The sequence below is a fragment of the Paenibacillus sp. MZ03-122A genome (assembly GCF_024213325.1).
Lineage (GTDB): Bacteria > Bacillota > Bacilli > Paenibacillales > Paenibacillaceae > Paenibacillus > Paenibacillus polymyxa_B.
The window spans coordinates 179,051-195,249 of sequence record NZ_JANAVI010000003.1; the positions used below are offsets into that span (position 1 = coordinate 179,051).

Annotated in this window: 17 protein-coding genes and 1 other annotated feature; of the genes, 15 read left to right on the forward strand and 2 right to left on the reverse strand. The window is 45.4% G+C overall.

Going from position 1 to position 16,199, the window contains the following annotated elements:
- The first annotated feature begins 8 nt into the window (after positions 1-8).
- The 5 genes from NLX74_RS07985 to NLX74_RS08005 all read left to right on the forward strand — a co-directional run bounded on the left by NLX74_RS07985 (position 9) and on the right by NLX74_RS08005 (position 4,397).
- Positions 9-752 carry a nucleoside recognition domain-containing protein gene (locus NLX74_RS07985; protein ID WP_254328399.1) on the forward strand — a complete coding sequence of 248 codons (744 nt, stop codon included), beginning with the start codon at positions 9-11 and terminating at the stop codon, positions 750-752.
- Between the two features lie 7 nt (positions 753-759).
- Positions 760-1,290 (forward strand): spore maturation protein, encoded by a 531-nt coding sequence (locus NLX74_RS07990; RefSeq protein WP_254325397.1) that lies wholly within the window; start codon positions 760-762, stop codon positions 1,288-1,290.
- A 78-nt stretch (positions 1,291-1,368) separates the two neighbouring features.
- Positions 1,369-2,127 (forward strand): pseudouridine synthase, encoded by a 759-nt coding sequence (locus tag NLX74_RS07995; RefSeq protein WP_023989197.1) that lies wholly within the window; start codon positions 1,369-1,371, stop codon positions 2,125-2,127.
- A 109-nt stretch (positions 2,128-2,236) separates the two neighbouring features.
- Positions 2,237-2,953 (forward strand): response regulator transcription factor, encoded by a 717-nt coding sequence (locus NLX74_RS08000; RefSeq protein ID WP_039271023.1) that lies wholly within the window; start codon positions 2,237-2,239, stop codon positions 2,951-2,953.
- 1 nt (position 2,954) lies between these two features.
- The gene (locus NLX74_RS08005; RefSeq protein ID WP_071641423.1) at positions 2,955-4,397 is read left to right on the forward strand and encodes an ATP-binding protein; all 1,443 of its coding nucleotides are present in this window, start codon (positions 2,955-2,957) and stop codon (positions 4,395-4,397) included.
- Between the two features lie 222 nt (positions 4,398-4,619).
- Here the strand turns inward: NLX74_RS08005 and serA are convergent, their stop codons facing one another.
- Positions 4,620-6,212 (reverse strand): phosphoglycerate dehydrogenase, encoded by a 1,593-nt coding sequence (serA, locus tag NLX74_RS08010; protein WP_039271025.1) that lies wholly within the window; start codon positions 6,210-6,212, stop codon positions 4,620-4,622.
- Positions 6,213-6,473: 261 nt separating this feature from the next.
- Positions 6,474-6,722, reverse strand: a binding site (T-box leader).
- A 185-nt stretch (positions 6,723-6,907) separates the two neighbouring features.
- Between serA and NLX74_RS08015 the strand changes: the two genes are divergently transcribed.
- Together NLX74_RS08015 and NLX74_RS08020 are read left to right on the forward strand one after the other, a co-directional pair.
- Positions 6,908-7,495 (forward strand): type II CAAX endopeptidase family protein, encoded by a 588-nt coding sequence (locus tag NLX74_RS08015; protein ID WP_235309576.1) that lies wholly within the window; start codon positions 6,908-6,910, stop codon positions 7,493-7,495.
- A complete protein-coding gene (locus NLX74_RS08020; protein WP_039271029.1) occupies positions 7,492-7,833 on the forward strand; it encodes a hypothetical protein in 342 nt (113 codons plus the stop codon). The genes NLX74_RS08015 and NLX74_RS08020 overlap by 4 nt, the downstream gene beginning before the upstream one ends.
- 105 nt (positions 7,834-7,938) lie before the next feature.
- Here the strand turns inward: NLX74_RS08020 and NLX74_RS08025 are convergent, their stop codons facing one another.
- Positions 7,939-8,865, reverse strand: coding sequence for a polysaccharide deacetylase family protein (locus tag NLX74_RS08025; protein ID WP_254328400.1), 927 nt, complete (start codon positions 8,863-8,865; stop codon positions 7,939-7,941).
- Positions 8,866-8,959: 94 nt separating this feature from the next.
- Here NLX74_RS08025 and NLX74_RS08030 point away from each other — a divergent pair, with 94 nt between their 5' ends.
- From NLX74_RS08030 to rpsA, 8 genes are all read left to right on the forward strand, one after another.
- Positions 8,960-9,337, forward strand: coding sequence for a hypothetical protein (locus NLX74_RS08030; RefSeq protein WP_254328401.1), 378 nt, complete (start codon positions 8,960-8,962; stop codon positions 9,335-9,337).
- A 197-nt stretch (positions 9,338-9,534) separates the two neighbouring features.
- Positions 9,535-10,149, forward strand: a complete 615-nt coding sequence (locus NLX74_RS08035; protein ID WP_076317360.1) for a genetic competence negative regulator — start codon at positions 9,535-9,537, stop codon at positions 10,147-10,149.
- 86 nt (positions 10,150-10,235) lie between these two features.
- Complete coding sequence (gene prsW, locus NLX74_RS08040) at positions 10,236-10,931, forward strand: glutamic-type intramembrane protease PrsW (protein WP_039271035.1); 696 nt, start codon at positions 10,236-10,238, stop codon at positions 10,929-10,931.
- 265 nt (positions 10,932-11,196) lie between these two features.
- Positions 11,197-12,582 carry a germination protein YpeB gene (ypeB, locus tag NLX74_RS08045; protein ID WP_254328402.1) on the forward strand — a complete coding sequence of 462 codons (1,386 nt, stop codon included), beginning with the start codon at positions 11,197-11,199 and terminating at the stop codon, positions 12,580-12,582.
- A gap of 165 nt (positions 12,583-12,747) precedes the next feature.
- Positions 12,748-13,407 (forward strand): flagellar brake protein, encoded by a 660-nt coding sequence (locus NLX74_RS08050; RefSeq protein ID WP_254328403.1) that lies wholly within the window; start codon positions 12,748-12,750, stop codon positions 13,405-13,407.
- 129 nt (positions 13,408-13,536) lie between these two features.
- Positions 13,537-14,244: a (d)CMP kinase gene (cmk, locus tag NLX74_RS08055; protein WP_023989187.1), complete on the forward strand. Its 708-nt coding sequence runs from the start codon at positions 13,537-13,539 to the stop codon at positions 14,242-14,244.
- The gene (locus NLX74_RS08060) at positions 14,241-14,834 is read left to right on the forward strand and encodes a lysophospholipid acyltransferase family protein (RefSeq protein ID WP_013310746.1); all 594 of its coding nucleotides are present in this window, start codon (positions 14,241-14,243) and stop codon (positions 14,832-14,834) included. The genes cmk and NLX74_RS08060 overlap by 4 nt, the downstream gene beginning before the upstream one ends.
- A gap of 120 nt (positions 14,835-14,954) precedes the next feature.
- The gene (gene rpsA, locus NLX74_RS08065) at positions 14,955-16,181 is read left to right on the forward strand and encodes a 30S ribosomal protein S1 (protein WP_013371699.1); all 1,227 of its coding nucleotides are present in this window, start codon (positions 14,955-14,957) and stop codon (positions 16,179-16,181) included.
- The last annotated feature ends 18 nt before the right edge of the window (positions 16,182-16,199 follow it).

Below are 16,199 nucleotides of genomic sequence, written 5' to 3' on the forward strand. Positions count from 1 at the left end.
AATCAGCCATGATTCATCTCATATGGGTGGCTTTGATTTGTATAGGATTTGTATTTGCAGCCGCGCAGGGAAATATAGAGGTGGTGACGAAGGCGGCTTTTGACGGCGCAACTACGGGTGTTACAGTATGTTTTGGACTGATAAGTGTGCTGGTGTTTTGGATGGGCATGATGAGGCTGGCTGAAGATGGTGGGCTCTTACAGAAAATATCCAAGCTGCTTTCTCCTTTGGTTGCCTTTCTCTTCCCTGATGTTCCGCGTAATCATCCCGCTATGGGTTACATTTTGTCCAATATGAGCGCCAATTTGCTGGGTCTAGGGAATGCAGCCACACCGATGGGAATCAAGGCTATGCAAGAGTTGCAGACGCTCAATCCAGATAAGCAAACCGCCACACCAGCCATGTGTACGCTGCTCGCCCTGAATACGGCCAGTATTACGCTTATTCCTACGACGTTGATCGCGATACGGCTTAATTTTCATTCCGCACATCCGGCAGAAATCGTCGGTACGACGCTGGTAGCGACCGCAATAGCCACCTTTGCCGCAATTGCGGCGGACCGTTGGTACCGTAGTCGAGAATTGCGCCGCCGTCCTCCAGCGATTCCGCCGTCCCAGACATCCTTGGCACCACTCACCTCATCAGCACCAACATCTGCTGCCTCTTCAACGACGCTGCCCGTATCTTCACCTGCCGTTCCGCGAACGGGAAACACGGCTGCCAAGGGCAGGGACACCACTTGGAAAGGATGAGGGAGGCATGCTTAATTTTATAAACCTCGTATCGACTTGGGCCATTCCGGTTATTCTCGCTTTTATTCCTTTATATGCATATGCTAAAAAGGTACCTGTCTACGATTCTTTTGTGGATGGAGCCAAAGACGGCTTTTCTACCGCCATCAGCATTATTCCTCATCTCGTAGGTATGATGGTGGCGATTAGCATTTTTCGAGCATCCGGCGCTTTAGACTATTTTATCTCCTGGGTAACCCCATGGATTAAGCACTGGGGTGTACCCGGTGAGGTACTGCCTTTAGGCTTGCTTCGTCCATTGACGGGCACCGGTTCACTTGCGTTCACGACGGATCTAATTCGCACTTATGGCCCGGATTCCATGATCGGTCGGATCGCCTCAACGATTCAGGGCAGCACAGACACGACGCTATATGTGCTAACTGTATATTTTGGTGCGGTAGGTATCCGCAATGGACGGTATGCTTTGAAGGTAGGACTATTTTCAGATGTGGTTGGTTTTGTGGCAGCCATTGCCATTTGCCTGCTTGTATTTTAATTTCTGCATCGTTTTTTGAACGGGGGTTGTGATTTTGCTCATGGATGGGTATCATTAGCATGAGGTGAATTAGCGAACATGGAAAGATTGCAGAAAATATTGGCCCAAGCTGGTGTAGCTTCCAGACGTAAATGTGAGGAGCTTATTCAGGCGGGCAGCGTGGAAGTGAACGGGGTTGTCGTAACTGAACTGGGAACGAAGGCAGACCCTGATCAAGATATGATTACGGTAAAGGGACGCCCGATCAAAACCGAGAAAAAAATCTATCTGATGATGAACAAACCTAAAGGAGTCATTACGAGTGCTTCCGATCCGGAAGGCCGTAAAATCGTGTCAGACTATCTGAAAGGCGTTAAGGAACGCGTATATCCGGTAGGGCGTCTCGATTACGACACCGAAGGACTGCTGTTGCTTACCAATGATGGCGAGTTCGCCAATCTGCTCACCCATCCCAAGCATCATGTGCCCAAGACATATGTGGCAACTGTCAAAGGCGTTCCGCATGGTACTGAGCTGGACAAGCTGAAAAAAGGAATCGTGCTGGAAGATGGCATTACTGCACCAGCCGAGGTAGAATATAAAGATGTAGATCCGAATGGTAAGGAGTCTGTGATCCAGATTACCATTTATGAAGGCAGAAATCGCCAGGTAAGACGGATGTTTGAGGCCATTTCACACCCGGTCATCAGACTCAAGCGGATTGCCTTCGGTGATCTTTTGCTACAAAACTTGAAGCGCGGTCTGACCAGACCTTTAACCAAGGACGAAATCAACCGTCTCATTCAACTTGCCAAATCAGACAACACGAAAAAGAAACGGACAGGACGGGGGTCATAACCCCGGCCTTTTTGGTGTAAAGAGACTGTTGGATGAGAGTAAAGTTTGACCAAGCACGGGAAAATAGTAAAATAGAGAGAATGGTTTTTTTAGCGAAGGGGCTGGGAATATGTCAGAACAAAGCAACCGCATATTAATTGTAGATGATGAAGAACGCATTCGCCGCCTTCTGCGGATGTATCTGGAAAAAGAAGGATATGCAATTGACGAAGCTGAGGATGGTGAGATTGCCCTCCAAAAAGCGACTGCAAGCGATTACAGCATTATTTTACTCGATGTAATGCTTCCAGGGATGGATGGGATTGAGGTGTGTACACGGCTACGTCAGACTAAATCTACACCTGTAATTATGCTGACTGCCAAAGGTGAGGAAGTGAACCGTGTACAAGGCTTTGAAGTCGGAGCCGATGATTATGTGGTTAAGCCCTTTAGCCCGCGAGAAGTCATTTACCGGGTGAAGGCGATTTTACGCCGTTCGTCTGAAACTGCCTTTTTAACGAAAGAGGCGGTACCAAGCAATAGTATTGTTTTTCCGAATCTTATCATTGAGCATGATGCGCACCGGGTAACTGCGGGCGGGATTGAAATCAGTCTCACGCCTAAAGAGTACGAGCTGTTGCACTATTTGGCGGTGTCGCCAGATAAAGTCTTCTCGCGCGAAGAACTGCTGAAAGACGTTTGGAATTACGAATTTTTTGGTGATCTGCGTACTGTGGATACGCATGTGAAACGGCTTCGTGAAAAGTTGAATAAAGTATCGCCAGAGGCAGCGGCTATGATTACGACCGTGTGGGGCGTAGGTTATAAGCTGGAGGTTCCAAAATAACGTGAACTTCTGGAGATCGCTGGTAGGCAAGCTGTGGATCACCATCATTTGTCTTGTAGGCTCTGTGCTTATTTTTCTAGGGCTTTTTTTATTGCCGTACATCAACAGAAATTTTGCGGCGTATGAATCGACGGAAATTAAGCATTTGTTCACCTATACATGCATTGTCGGATTTTTATTGACGACCTTTTTTGCCTTATTCCTTTTTACTAAAATCACACAGCCTATGCAGCTGTTGATTCAGGCGGCGAATGCGATTCGTGAGGGTAGGTATGATACTCGGCTTTCGCTGGTGACCAGTGACGAAATTGGAGAACTGGCGAAAACTTTTAATCATATGTCTACGGAACTGGAAGCAACGATCCGCAGTCTGAATGAGGAAAAAAACCATTTATCCAGCGTACTGCGAAGCATGTCTGATGCCGTAATCACCTTCGACAGAAGCGGACAAATCATCTTGACGAATCCGCCGGCACAAAGTCTGTTGGATATCTGGAAAAAGCTGGAGTGGCAGGAGCGTGATCTGGAGGAGTTTGGAGCTTCTGTACCTGAGCCTTTGCAGTCTCTGTTCCATACTGTTATGGACAGGGGAGAGGATGTCGGAGACTATATCCATGTCAAGAAGGGCTCCTGGTCGGTGCAGATGGCGCCTCTGTATACGGATAATGCAATCCGCGGTGCAGTAGCTGTGCTTAGAGATATTACGGAAGAAGTGAAGCTGGAGAAGATGCGGAGCGATTTTGTGGCCAACGTATCTCATGAAATCCGTACACCTTTATCTATGATGCAGGGCTACAGTGAGGCGTTGCTGGATGGCATGGCGGGTTCCCCTGAAGAATCCGAGGAGCTGGTACAGGTCATCCATGATGAATCATTACGCATGGGAAGGTTAGTCAAGGATCTGCTTGATCTGGCCCGAATGGAGGCTGGTCATACAGACATGCACCGACAGGAAGTGGATGTGAATGAGCTGATCGAGCGTGTTCACCGTAAATTTACGGTACGTTCAAAGGAACAGGGACTGACACTCGATTACCATGAGCAAGGCCAACGTTTACTGCTGCCTGAGGCAGATGAAGACCGACTGGAGCAGGTATTGACCAACTTGCTGGATAATGCATTCAGACATACACCCGGCGGGAAAAAGGTTACTATTGCGGCGGATCGAATTTTGGGAGAACGGCATGAGTTAATCCGTATTCGGATTAAGGATGAAGGTGTAGGCATTGCCAGCGAGGATCTACCTTATATTTTCGACCGCTTCTACAAGGCAGATAAGGCCAGAGTACGTGGTGAGGATAAAGGGACTGGTTTGGGGCTTGCTATTGTCAAGAACATTGTAGAGGCTCACGGAGGCTCTGTCTCAGCTGCCAGCGTATTGGGAGAAGGGACGGAATTTACTATTTTGCTGCCGATCTCCAACAAAACAAAGCTGGGTCTGTAACAGAATTATAAGCCCCAGCTGATATACCCCGGTTTGCAGGCATCCTCGGAAGAGGGTGCTTTTTGTTGAAAAATCAACATTTATCTTGTTCAACGTGGAACATCCTGTTTCATGCATGATGATTGCTTTCATGACAGATAACGGTATAAGAGAAAAAGACGCCTGGGTAGCCAGGCGCCTCTCTTTATTATAAAATCATGGACTTCTCAATATTGTCTGGAACTAATTTAACACTACTTCTTGGGCAGTATTTAGTTCTGGCAAACCAACGAGTTGAATCAGCACGTCTTTTGGCACGGCTTTATCGACGGTCAGGATCATGATGGCTTCACCGCCGACAATTTTACGCCCTACTTGCATGGAAGCGATATTGACGCCGTTCTCGCCAAGCAAGGTGCCAACACGGCCAATAATGCCTGGTTTATCATTGTGGGAGATGAGTAGGAAATGAGCTTCCGGTGCCACATCTACCGGGAACTGGTTCAACCGAACAATACGTTCGCCATAGCCTGCCAGCAGGGTGCCAGATACACGTTGTTCTTCGCCGCTCTGCGTCTTGAGTGTAACGGTAATCAGGTTGGTAAAACCCTTGGTTGCGGGCGCCTGAGATACGACAAGATGGATGTCACGTGTTTTGGCCAGATGTACAGAGTTTACAATGTTCACATCGCTGCCCAGATGACGGCTAAGAACACCTTTCAAAATATACCGTGTCAGCGGCTGTGTATCCACAGAGGACAAATCGCCAGCGTAATCTACCTGAATTTCACGTACAGCCTGATTCGTGATCTGAGCGGCAAAGCTGCCCAGCTTTTCTCCAAGCGAGAAATATGGCTGCAATTGCGTCATGACGTTGGATGGTACTGGAGGCATGTTGACCGCATTTTTAAAAGGCTCATCACGCAAAATATGCAGCACTTGCTCGGACACATCGATAGCTACATTCTCCTGAGCTTCGACAGTCGAGGCACCCAGATGTGGTGTGACGATAATTTTCGGATGACTCAGGAATGGGTGATCCTGTGCTGGCGGCTCTGACTCGAATACGTCAAAGGCTGCACCGGCAACGATACCTTCATCAATGGCTTCAACAAGAGCCATTTCATCGATAACTCCGCCCCGGGCACAGTTGATGATGCGCATTCCTTTTTTCATCACTTCAAACTGTGGACGAGCAATCATATGTTTCGTTTCTGGTGTTAATGGTGTGTGTACGGTCATAAAATCTGCGTTGCGGATAATTTCGTCCACGCTCGCCAGCTTAATGCCCAGCTTCTCAGCGCGTTCTTCCGTTAGAAATGGATCATAGCCGAGGATGCTCATGCCAAATGCTTTAGCACGTTTAGCCACCTCACTGCCGATACGTCCCATGCCGAGGACTCCAAGTGTTTTGTTACGCAGTTCGACACCGAGGAATGTTTTACGATCCCATGTACCGCCAATGGTTTTGGCATATGCTTGTGGAATATGACGTGCTAGAGCCATCATCATCGCAAAAGTGTGCTCACAAGTCGTAATCGTGTTGCCGTCAGGAGCGTTAATAACGATAATCCCTCGTTGTGTTGCTGCTTCGAGGTCGATGTTGTCCACTCCGACCCCAGCTCGCCCTACAACCTTGAGGTTCTTACCTGCCGTCATGATGCGTTCGGTTACCCGAGTTTGGCTTCGAACGAGTAATGCGTCATAGTCACCAATAATTTGAACCAATTCATCCTCGCTGAGACCTGTGTTCTTGTCCACCGTGACATCGTCTGCATCCATCAGTTGCTGGATGCCCAGGTCACTGATCGGATCGGATACTAACACTTTAAACATTTGGTTTCCTCCTCAAAGTTAACTTCTTTTATGGACAGGATGTACTTCAAACTGAAATACATTCCATAAAGAACATGAAAAAACTTGAAATGCTTCTAAAAGTACAGGAGAGCGGTGTAAAATACTAGTGTGATAACGCATTGACGCAGAAAAGGGATAAAATAGTATTATGCACCAAACTGACGATCAAAAGTCTTACGCGGAGGCGCTTTGCGGTTTTCGGGCATCAAAAAAACCCCCGAATCACATACTATCTCCATAGTAAGGGACGAGAGTTTCGTGGTACCACCCTAATTCGCAGCCATTTCGCAATGGACTGCCTTCAGCGGTCATAAAATGACCGAAAGGATAACGGTTTTCTGCCGATTGCATCTAATGCCGGGAAGTATTCCACAGACCTCGGTGCAATAACTCAGGAGCGCTGAAAGTAGTTATTTCGTCACCGGCTTCCACCCAAGCACCGGTTCTCTGAGGACGAAATCAATACCTTTTCTCCATCATTGTTGTTGTCGCTAATAATTTTTTCATAATGTATCATGGCTTACATGGGCATGTCAATAGGACATGCGACATGTGTGGATAGCCGTCTAGATATATAGCTACAGAATGCGGAAAATTAAGATTTAAGTCTTCTTGAATCCGCCCGACTTTTTGGCTATGATGCTAAAGAAGACTATGCAGAGGACTAACTAACTATGAAAAAGCTTAAAGTGAAATGGAAAAGAGCGCAAATTCATGAATTGAACGACCGCTTGCTGCTTTACAATTTGTATCTAACTCAGGGGCTGACCCTGCTGATTGGCGCAATCTGGATATTTTTTCAGAAAAGAAATGTGTTAGAACTATTTGCATTGCCGAACACTCTGCACGTCTTATGGTGGGGATTGGGTTTGGCCGCCGCTATGTTACTTGTGGATCTGTTGCTGTCCCGGATTATGCCTGAGGATGCTATGGATGACGGTGGTATTAACCAAATGCTGTTTCAAAATCGTCCGGTGTGGCATATTATTTGTATAGCAGCTATCGTCTCTATCTGTGAGGAATTCTTGTTCAGAGGTGCAATTCAGTACAGCTTTGGTCCTTATTGGACAAGCATTTTGTTTGCGGTGATTCATATCCGGTATTTACGGCATTGGATTCCCACTGGCTGGGTTTTTCTTAGCAGTTATGGATTGGGCTACATATATGTACAGACCGGTAGTCTGTGGGCACCGATCATTTGTCATTTTGTGATTGACCTTATATCTGGCTTAGCGTTACGTTTTCGGAGGTATGAAGAATGAATCAGGAACTTAGCAGAGTGCAGACCTATGGTAGCCGTCGAAATGGTCGCAAAGGCAAGGAGGAGGACAGGTCAAAATCTAAACCAGTTCGCTCCCGTGCTTCACGGCCCGTGCCAGAATTGGCTCACGTTGCCGCTGTACCAGAAGTTGCTGTGACGATGGAGGATGATACTCCTGCCAGTGAGTACCGAACGCGGGCAGAAATGTTTCCGTCCCGCCGTATTCGGGTAAGCAAGTGGTTTTTAAATTTTTTGAGTACTCTTTTTGTGCTGATTACTGCAGCGTTACTGTGGTGGGGCATCAAGGGTGCACCACCCATCAGTGAAATGCTTTGGTAAAGGCGCGTAATGATACGGTAAAAAGGCCTCCGTCTCCGCATGAATAGCGGAGAGTGGAGGCCTTTATTACATCATCTACAGTTAAGACTGAGTATACGCAAGTGTCTATTTGCTGGCAGGAACCTCAATGCTTTGAGGATCAACAAATTGGTAACCCTTTTGCTCGAGGCGTGTCAATAGACTGTCCAGAGCCTCAGCTGTCCATGGCAGTTCATGCATCAAAATATTGCTGCCTGGATGAAGTTGTTCCGTTACGTTTTTGAGAAGTGCCTCCGTTTTATTAGGCTGATTCTTTTTCATTGTCCAGTCCAGAGAACCGACGGACCATGTCATGTATAGGAGACCGTTTTCCTTAGCGACCTTGCGACCTACGTCTCCGCCGGCACCATGAGGGGGACGGAAGAATACGGGGGCTTGACCTGTAATGTCCTTAACAACTTTTTGTACCGATTCAATCTGTTTTTTGACCTCAGGCTCAGATTTATTCTTCAGCACGATGTGATCCCAGCTATGGTTGCCGATGGGCTGTCCACGGTCATGGATAAGCTTAAGCAACTCAGGATGCTCTTTTACACGGTAACCGTTTACGAAGAAAATCGCTTTCGCTTTGTGTTTATCGAGTACATCTATGATTTTGTTGATCATGGCTGCTTCCTTAGGACCATCATCAAAGGTCAGTAACACGACTTTTTTTTCGGTACCTTGTTGGTTAGGGATTACATTGTAGGCTTTGTTCAAGTGATACATTTTGTTATTGGTAGTTGCAGATGTCGCAGCTCCTATTTCGTTGCTTTCGCTGGTTTTATCATTTTGTGCATTGGTTTTACCCGCTGAATTATGATCATCACTGCCTGCTTGCTTACTGCTGCTTTTTGGGGAAGAGACGCTGCTCTGATCTTTGGCGCTGTTACTTGAGTCAGACGCTACCGAATCCTGCTGGTTGCTTGTTGCCGCAGATTCCGGCTTGTTTGCAGTGCAAGCACTAAGCAGCAGACATGCTGTGAACAAAATGGCTGCTGTTTTTGTACCCATTATTTCATCTCACCTTCCTGTATTTTATACCGTATGAGTTTGTCATTACTGACGAACACTATGCTTGATTCTACCACAAAGGGAGGTTCTAATTGTGAAAACATCTTCATTTTTCCTGGGAATCGTCTTGGGCGCTGTCGCAAGCTCTTTGATCTCCCGCAACCGCAACATGTTGGGCTTATCCATGGATATGGGTGGAAAAAAAAGCGGCAATTTAGTGCAGAAAGCCCGTACTAAAATGATGGACGCGGCATTCCCCGGAATGGGCGAGATAACACTCAATAAAGAAGACACCCATAAGGATCAAGACCATCATTCACCAACAGATAAAACCGCTCATAACGCCCATACCGCCAAGAACAAAGAAGAGAATATGAAGTTGATTAAAGACTTCATCAGCACAAGTCCCGATGTTAAACGTGAGGTCGAGCAAATTTTGAAAGAAACTCATACAGCCGTACCGGGATTGTAACCCAGAAACCTTTATTCCGAATCATTTTGCGGCTTTTTTGTAAAAGCCGTTCAAATGATTCTTTTTTTTATCTTTTTATTGCGTGCATTTACGATTATAAAATGATAACATGATTACATAGAACCATTTTCATCACAGGCATCATAATTGCATCATAATCTGTTAATAACACTCGGCTGCCAGGAGGAGGGTCCAGTATGAAAATAGAAAGATTAAGTCAGGACAAGATACGGATTTTCCTTACCTTTGACGATTTGAGCGAACGCGGTATTCAAAAAGACGATATGTGGCAAGAAATTCCAAGAGTTCATGAGCTGTTTACCGAAATGATGGATCAGGCATACAGCGAACTGGGCTTCGACGCCACGGGACCGTTAGCTGTCGAAGTCTTTGCGCTTCCTGCTCAAGGAATGGTTGTTATCGTCACCCGGGGAAAATACGACCATCAACAGTATGGTTCGGGTCCCGATGAGGAGCTTCCAGAGGAAGTCTACGAAATGGAAGTCACGCTGGAGCATAGCGATTCCATCGTTTACGCGTTTAACGATTTCGAAGTACTCATAGAAGCGGCTCATATGCTTCGTAGTAACACTACGGAAGCAGGTAAGCTGTATCATTATAGAGGAAAATGGATTCTGCACTTGGAACCAGAAGAAGTAGAGGAGTCCAAGCTTGCGGCTTTAATTGCGGTTCTTGCTGAATTTGGAGAAGGCTCATCCGTTACACCAGCTATGTTGGAAGAGTACGGCAAGCTGGTCATTCCTGAGCAGGCAGTTGCTGTCATCTGCACTCATTTTGACAGCCGTTCTTGATTCGTTTTATCGAAAGTGATATCGAAGTGAATTTGTCGGCTCTGCGCTAAAAGCAGGGCCGACTCATTTTTATGGAGGGATGATCGGTGCTTCTGTTTTCGGTTTTAGCGGCAGCCACAGCGCCGGGTCTCGCCTTATTGATGTATTTTTACTTGAAGGACAGGTATGATTCGGAGCCACTGCACATGGTTATTAAAGTGTTTTTGCTCGGTTTTTTGGTGGTTCTTCCTGTCATGATTTTTCAACGCGGGCTGCTGCTTTGGCTAGGGGATCACACGTTAATCCAGGTGTTCGGCATTTCAGCCGGAGTGGAAGAGTTTTTTAAATGGTTTCTGTTGTATCACATCATCTATAATCATACCGAGTTCGACGAGCCTTATGACGGTATTTTGTATGCGGCCGCAGTCTCACTCGGATTTGCAACAGTTGAAAATCTGTTATATGCGTGGGCGGGCCATGCTTCGATTAGCATGATGCTGATGAGATCATTGCTACCGGTATCCGGTCATGCGATGTTTGGTGTAATGATGGGCTACTACATGGGGAAGGCCAAGTTTTCAGAGGGCTTGAGGAGCAAATACATGTTGCTGCTGTCATTGGTGCTTCCATGGTTCTGGCACGGAGTATACGATTTGATTTTAACGAAATTTTCGCATGACTGGATCTGGTTTATCATTCCACTTATGGCATTTCTATGGTATGGAGGAATGGCGAAGATCAGTCGAGCTAATAACCGTTCTCCTTTTCGTTTGTTAAAACGGGAAGAAAAGGTTAACATGTAACAAAATGGGGCACACTGATCTGACAAACCTGTTAGAGAAAGAGGTGTCTTTTTTTTGCGTATAAAAGTAAGAATTCATTGTAAAAGATGTGGGGAACGTTTTGTGCTGAGAGGACGTATAGAGCAAGGACAGATTCAGACCGGCTTTAAACGCTGCATTTGCGATAACTGTGAGTTTATTGTTGAAGTCATGGAAAACCATGCATAAGAGAGCATTCTTCTTGTCACACTATCGGTAGTGTACTTGAAGAAAGGAGACTCCCAATATGTATAAGCGACTTAGTGCCGTATTGTTCCCGGTGGTTACCCTAATGATGATAGGAGCATTTGTGTGGGGTTATCAGCAAAGCCAGATGAGAAAAGAGGTGTCTCTTCAGGCAAATAGCATGTCGATAAAAGCGGAAAATCAATACCAGCGTGCGTTTCACGATTTGTCGTTTCATATGGATCAGCTGCATTCTCAACTCGGGAACGCGGTTGCTGTCCATAATACTTCACACGCGATGCACCGCAAATGTTTGATGAACGTGTGGAGGATTGCAAGTGAGGCCCAAAATGAGGTTAATCAGTTGCCTCTGAATGTAATGCCTTTTAATCATGCCAAGGATTTACTGTCACATCTATCCGCGTTTTCGTATCAGACCGCTGTCCGTGATCTTGATCACGAGCCTTTAAACGAGAAAGAAATTTCGAACCTGAAAACGTTATATAACAATTCCAAAGAAATTTCGAAAAACATGCAGGAAGTGCAGCAAAAGGTCCTTAGCAAAAATTTGCGATGGATGGATGTAGATATGGCGGCAGGTTCGCAAACTGGTCCGAAGGACAACACCATTATTGATGGCTTTAAAACCGTAGACAAAAAGGTGGAAAACTACAAGGAGCTGGATTGGGGACCGTCTGTAGCCAGCATCTATGATAAACGTTCTGTGAAAAAATTGAGTCTCCCGGCAGTGAATGCAGAACAAATTAAACGAAATGCCGCTGAATTTACAGGAAAACCGGAAAGTCAGATCCGTGTGAACGAAAATGGTAAAGGAACGGAATGGGCATCTTATACAGCTACCCTGCTAAATAAGAAGCAACCCGTGGCCAGTATGGATTTTACGAAAAAAGGCGGCAAGCTTATTTCTTATCATGACATGAGAGCAGTAGGCCCTAAAAAAGCAACACGTAATGAAGCGATTCGCTATGCTAGTGAATACCTTGAACAAAAAGGTTCCAAAGGAATGAAGCCAGTTGCGTATGATGAGAGCGGGAATTTAGCTAATATTACATTTGCGAGCCAACAAGGGGACGTGATTATCTATCCAGAAAAAATCACAGTCAGATCAGGCCTTGATAACGGACAGGTGATCGGTTTTCAATCCAGTGATTATGTGTATGAGCATAGTCATCTCCGCCGAATTCCGCAAGCGAAATTGAATTTGAATGCAGCACGAGCGAAATTGAATCCTGAGTTTCGTGAAACTTACCACCGTAAAGCCTTAATTGAAAATGAACTTTCAAATGAAGTTCTGTGTTATGAATTTGGTGGTAAAATCAATGGTTCCGTTTACCGGATATATATTAACGCCAATACGGGGATGGAAGAAACGATTGAAGAGGTTAAAGATTCAGATGAACCTCAGGTTACTGCAAGTAATGCGTAGTTGATTACATGAAAATGAATCAATAGTCACTCTAAACCTCCTTCGTGAAGGAGGTTTTTTGTGCTTTAGTCATAGATCGAACAAATATAATGCTTAATATAGGCACAAAGTCGTGGTATTATATACCTTAATTAGAGCTTTTATTGGACAAGGATGGTGGATCATTTGTTTCCCAAAATTAATGATGTGTTATACATACAAGTGGCTGGTAGTGACCATAAGGACGAGATTTTTGAATTTAAGTCTCGTATTGCAGAAGAGGAGTCACAGAACTTCCTAATTGAAATTCCTATGTCACAAACAAGTGGGCATTTGAAAAAATTGTTTCTAGGGGAAGAACTGTCTATATTTTTTATGAGCGAGGGTGGGATTAAAAATTATTTTAATACCCACGTTACGGGTTTTAAAGAGGATGTTCTCCGGATGGTTCGTATCCACAAACCTGCTCCAGACAGCATCAGCAAAATTCAGCGCCGCAACTTTCTTCGGGTTAAGGCCAACTTGGAAATTGCAGTAAAGCATGGTGCGAACGAGTCCAGATTTGTAGCAGAGACACATGATGTAGGAGGCGGGGGTGTTTCTTTTCACACCCAGGGAACTCATCATCTTGAAGAAGGAGAATCATTGTCTTGCTGGATTTTAATTCCATATAAAAACGGTACTCAGGAGCATGTTCCGTTCCAATCTGAAATTGTGCGCATTCAGCAGATGGAAAACGGTCGCAAACTCATTATGCTGAAATATGAGGAAATCGCTGATCAGGAGCGCCAAAAACTGATTAAATATTGCTTTGAAAGACAGCTGGAATTCCGGGGGAAATCTTAATCATCCGAAATTTTTCTTTTATAGTAAACCTGTCGCTTATTTTGCATCGCCTATAAATGTGTGGTATAATTTTCACGTCGCAGGCAATGCCTGCTTTTTTCTTGAGGTTAGGTTAGGAGGAATTCCCTGTTGGCAAGGCAACATGTATCTTCAAGTAACAAAATAAATGTAGCCATTGATGGACCTGCTGGTGCAGGGAAAAGTACAGTGGCCCGCCTGGTGGCGAAAGCACTTTCTTATGTATATGTAGATACCGGCGCCATGTACCGAGCTGCAACGTGGTACATGATGTGTAAGGAAATACCTGCAGAAAATGTACAAAAAGTGCTTCAACATGTACCTGAGCTGGTGATTGAATTAGTACCGGACCCCACAGGCCAAAAGGTTTATTGTAACGGGGAAGATGTAACCACTGTGATCCGTTCGATGGAAGTGACTAGCAACGTGTCACAGTATTCAAGTATTGCCGGTTTACGTACACGTTTGACTGAAAACCAGCGTGAAATGGCTGCGCGCAAGGGTGTCGTTATGGATGGTCGTGATATTGGAACAACTGTACTTCCCGATGCGGAAGTCAAGGTGTTCATGACCGCAAGTGTTCAGGAACGTGCCTCTCGCCGTTTTAAAGAACTGAGCGAAACTGATGATATCACTCTGGAGCAGCTAGAACGTGACATTGCGGCACGTGACAAGCTTGACGAGGAGAGGGAGGTATCCCCGCTTCGTTGCAGTGAGGACGCCATCGTGCTTGATACGACCCATATGGGCATTCAGGATGTCGTTGATACGATCGTATCTTATTGCTTAACGGAGAAGGATGGAGAGATCAGCCAATGATATATACTGTATGCGCCAGTATTTTGCGTCTTATTTACCGCGTTCTGTTTAGACTTGAGGCGGTAGGCAGGGAAAATGTTCCTGCCGAGGGCGGAGTGCTGTTGTGTTCTAATCATATTAGTAATCTTGACCCTCCTACAGTCGGTATTTTGCTGAAGCGAAAGGTTCACTTTATGGCAAAAGCCGAGCTGTTTAATGTTCCTGTACTGGGTCCACTAATTGGGAAACTGGGAGCTTTTCCAGTCAAACGCGGTGGTGTAAGTAAGGAATCCATTAAGCTGGCATTGAACATTTTGCGTGATGGTAAGGTTATGGGGATCTTTCCCGAAGGCTCCAGAGGAGCTGGGGGAATCGGTAAAAAGGGTGCTGCAAGCTTTGCGCTACGCAGTGGAGCGGCTGCCGTTCCGGTCGCCATTATTGGTGATTACAAGCTTTTCCGTAAAACGAAAGTGTTATACGGTAAACCTGTCAATTTGGACGCTTACCAAAAGGGTGCCGATATCGAAGGAGATCCGCTAGAACTTGCAACAGAAGCAATTATGTCTCGTATTCGCACGATGAAGGAAACGGGTAAGCCTACGAATAACTGAAAGGCTTGCATGAATTGTGTCTAAGCTCGGAAAACTAGAACAAAAGTTTATTTATGTTTTGAACTCTGCCATGCGCAGGTTTAAATAAATGGTTTTTTTTGAATTGAGGAGGGTATTGACATGTCGGAAGAAATTAAAAATCAAGAAGCTGCTGAAGCGGCAAATCAAGACGAGCTCGATCAAATCGTCTCCCTGAAAAAAGGTGACACCGTTAAGGGTACAATCGTGAAATTGGAAGATAACCAAGCGGTAGTAAGCATTGGATATAAATACGATGGAGTTATTCCAATTCGCGAGTTGTCTTCTGGTTTGGATAACGCAGAAGAAGCAGTACAAGTAGGCCAAGAGGTTGAAGCTAGAATTATCAGCATTGACGATGGCAAGGAAAAACTTGTTCTGTCCAAACGTGCAATCGACAGTGAAAATGCTTGGGAAAAGTTGGAGCAACTGTTCGAAAGCAAAGAAGTATTTGAAGTTGTTGTGAATGATGTCGTTAAAGGCGGCATCGTGGTAGACGTGGGTCTGCGCGGATTCATCCCTGCATCCATGGTAGAACGCCACTTCGTTGAAGATTTCAGTGATTACAAAGGCCGCACATTGCGTGTTGTTGTAAAAGAACTGGATCGTGAAAATAACAAAGTGATCCTTTCTCAAAAAGACGTTCTGGAAGCAGAATTCGAAGCCAACAAGCTTAAAGTAATGGCTGAGCTGAAAGAAGGCCAAGAAATCGTAGGTACGGTTCAACGTCTTACTCAGTTCGGTGCTTTTGTAGATGTTGGCGGCGTGGACGGTCTGGTTCACGTATCTGAAATTGCTTGGACTCATGTCGATAAGCCTTCTGATGCAGTTTCTGAAGGAGATCAAGTGAAAGTGAAAGTCTTGAAAGTAGATCCTGAAAAAGGAAAAATCAGCCTGAGCATGAAAGCTGCACAGCCTGGTCCTTGGGAATCGGCTGCTGGACAATTCAACAACAATGACATCGTAACAGGTGTTGTAAAACGTCTGGTTAACTTCGGTGCATTCGTTGAAATCGCTCCTGGCGTGGAAGGTTTGGTTCATATTTCTCAAATTTCCCACAAACACATTGGAACTCCACAAGAAGTTCTGGAAGAAGGACAAGAAGTGAAAGTTAAAATTCTTGAAATGAATCCTTCCGAAAAACGTGTTAGCCTAAGCATTAAAGAAACTGAGGAAGCTCCTGAAGCTGCTCCTAAAGCAGAAAGAGCGCCACGTGCATCTCGTGCACCTCGTGAGGAACTGAATAATCCTAACGTTTCCCTCAATAATTCCGGTCTGAGCATTACGCTCGGCGAGCGTTTTGGCGATAAGCTGAACAAATTCAAATGAGTTTAAATCAATACATTT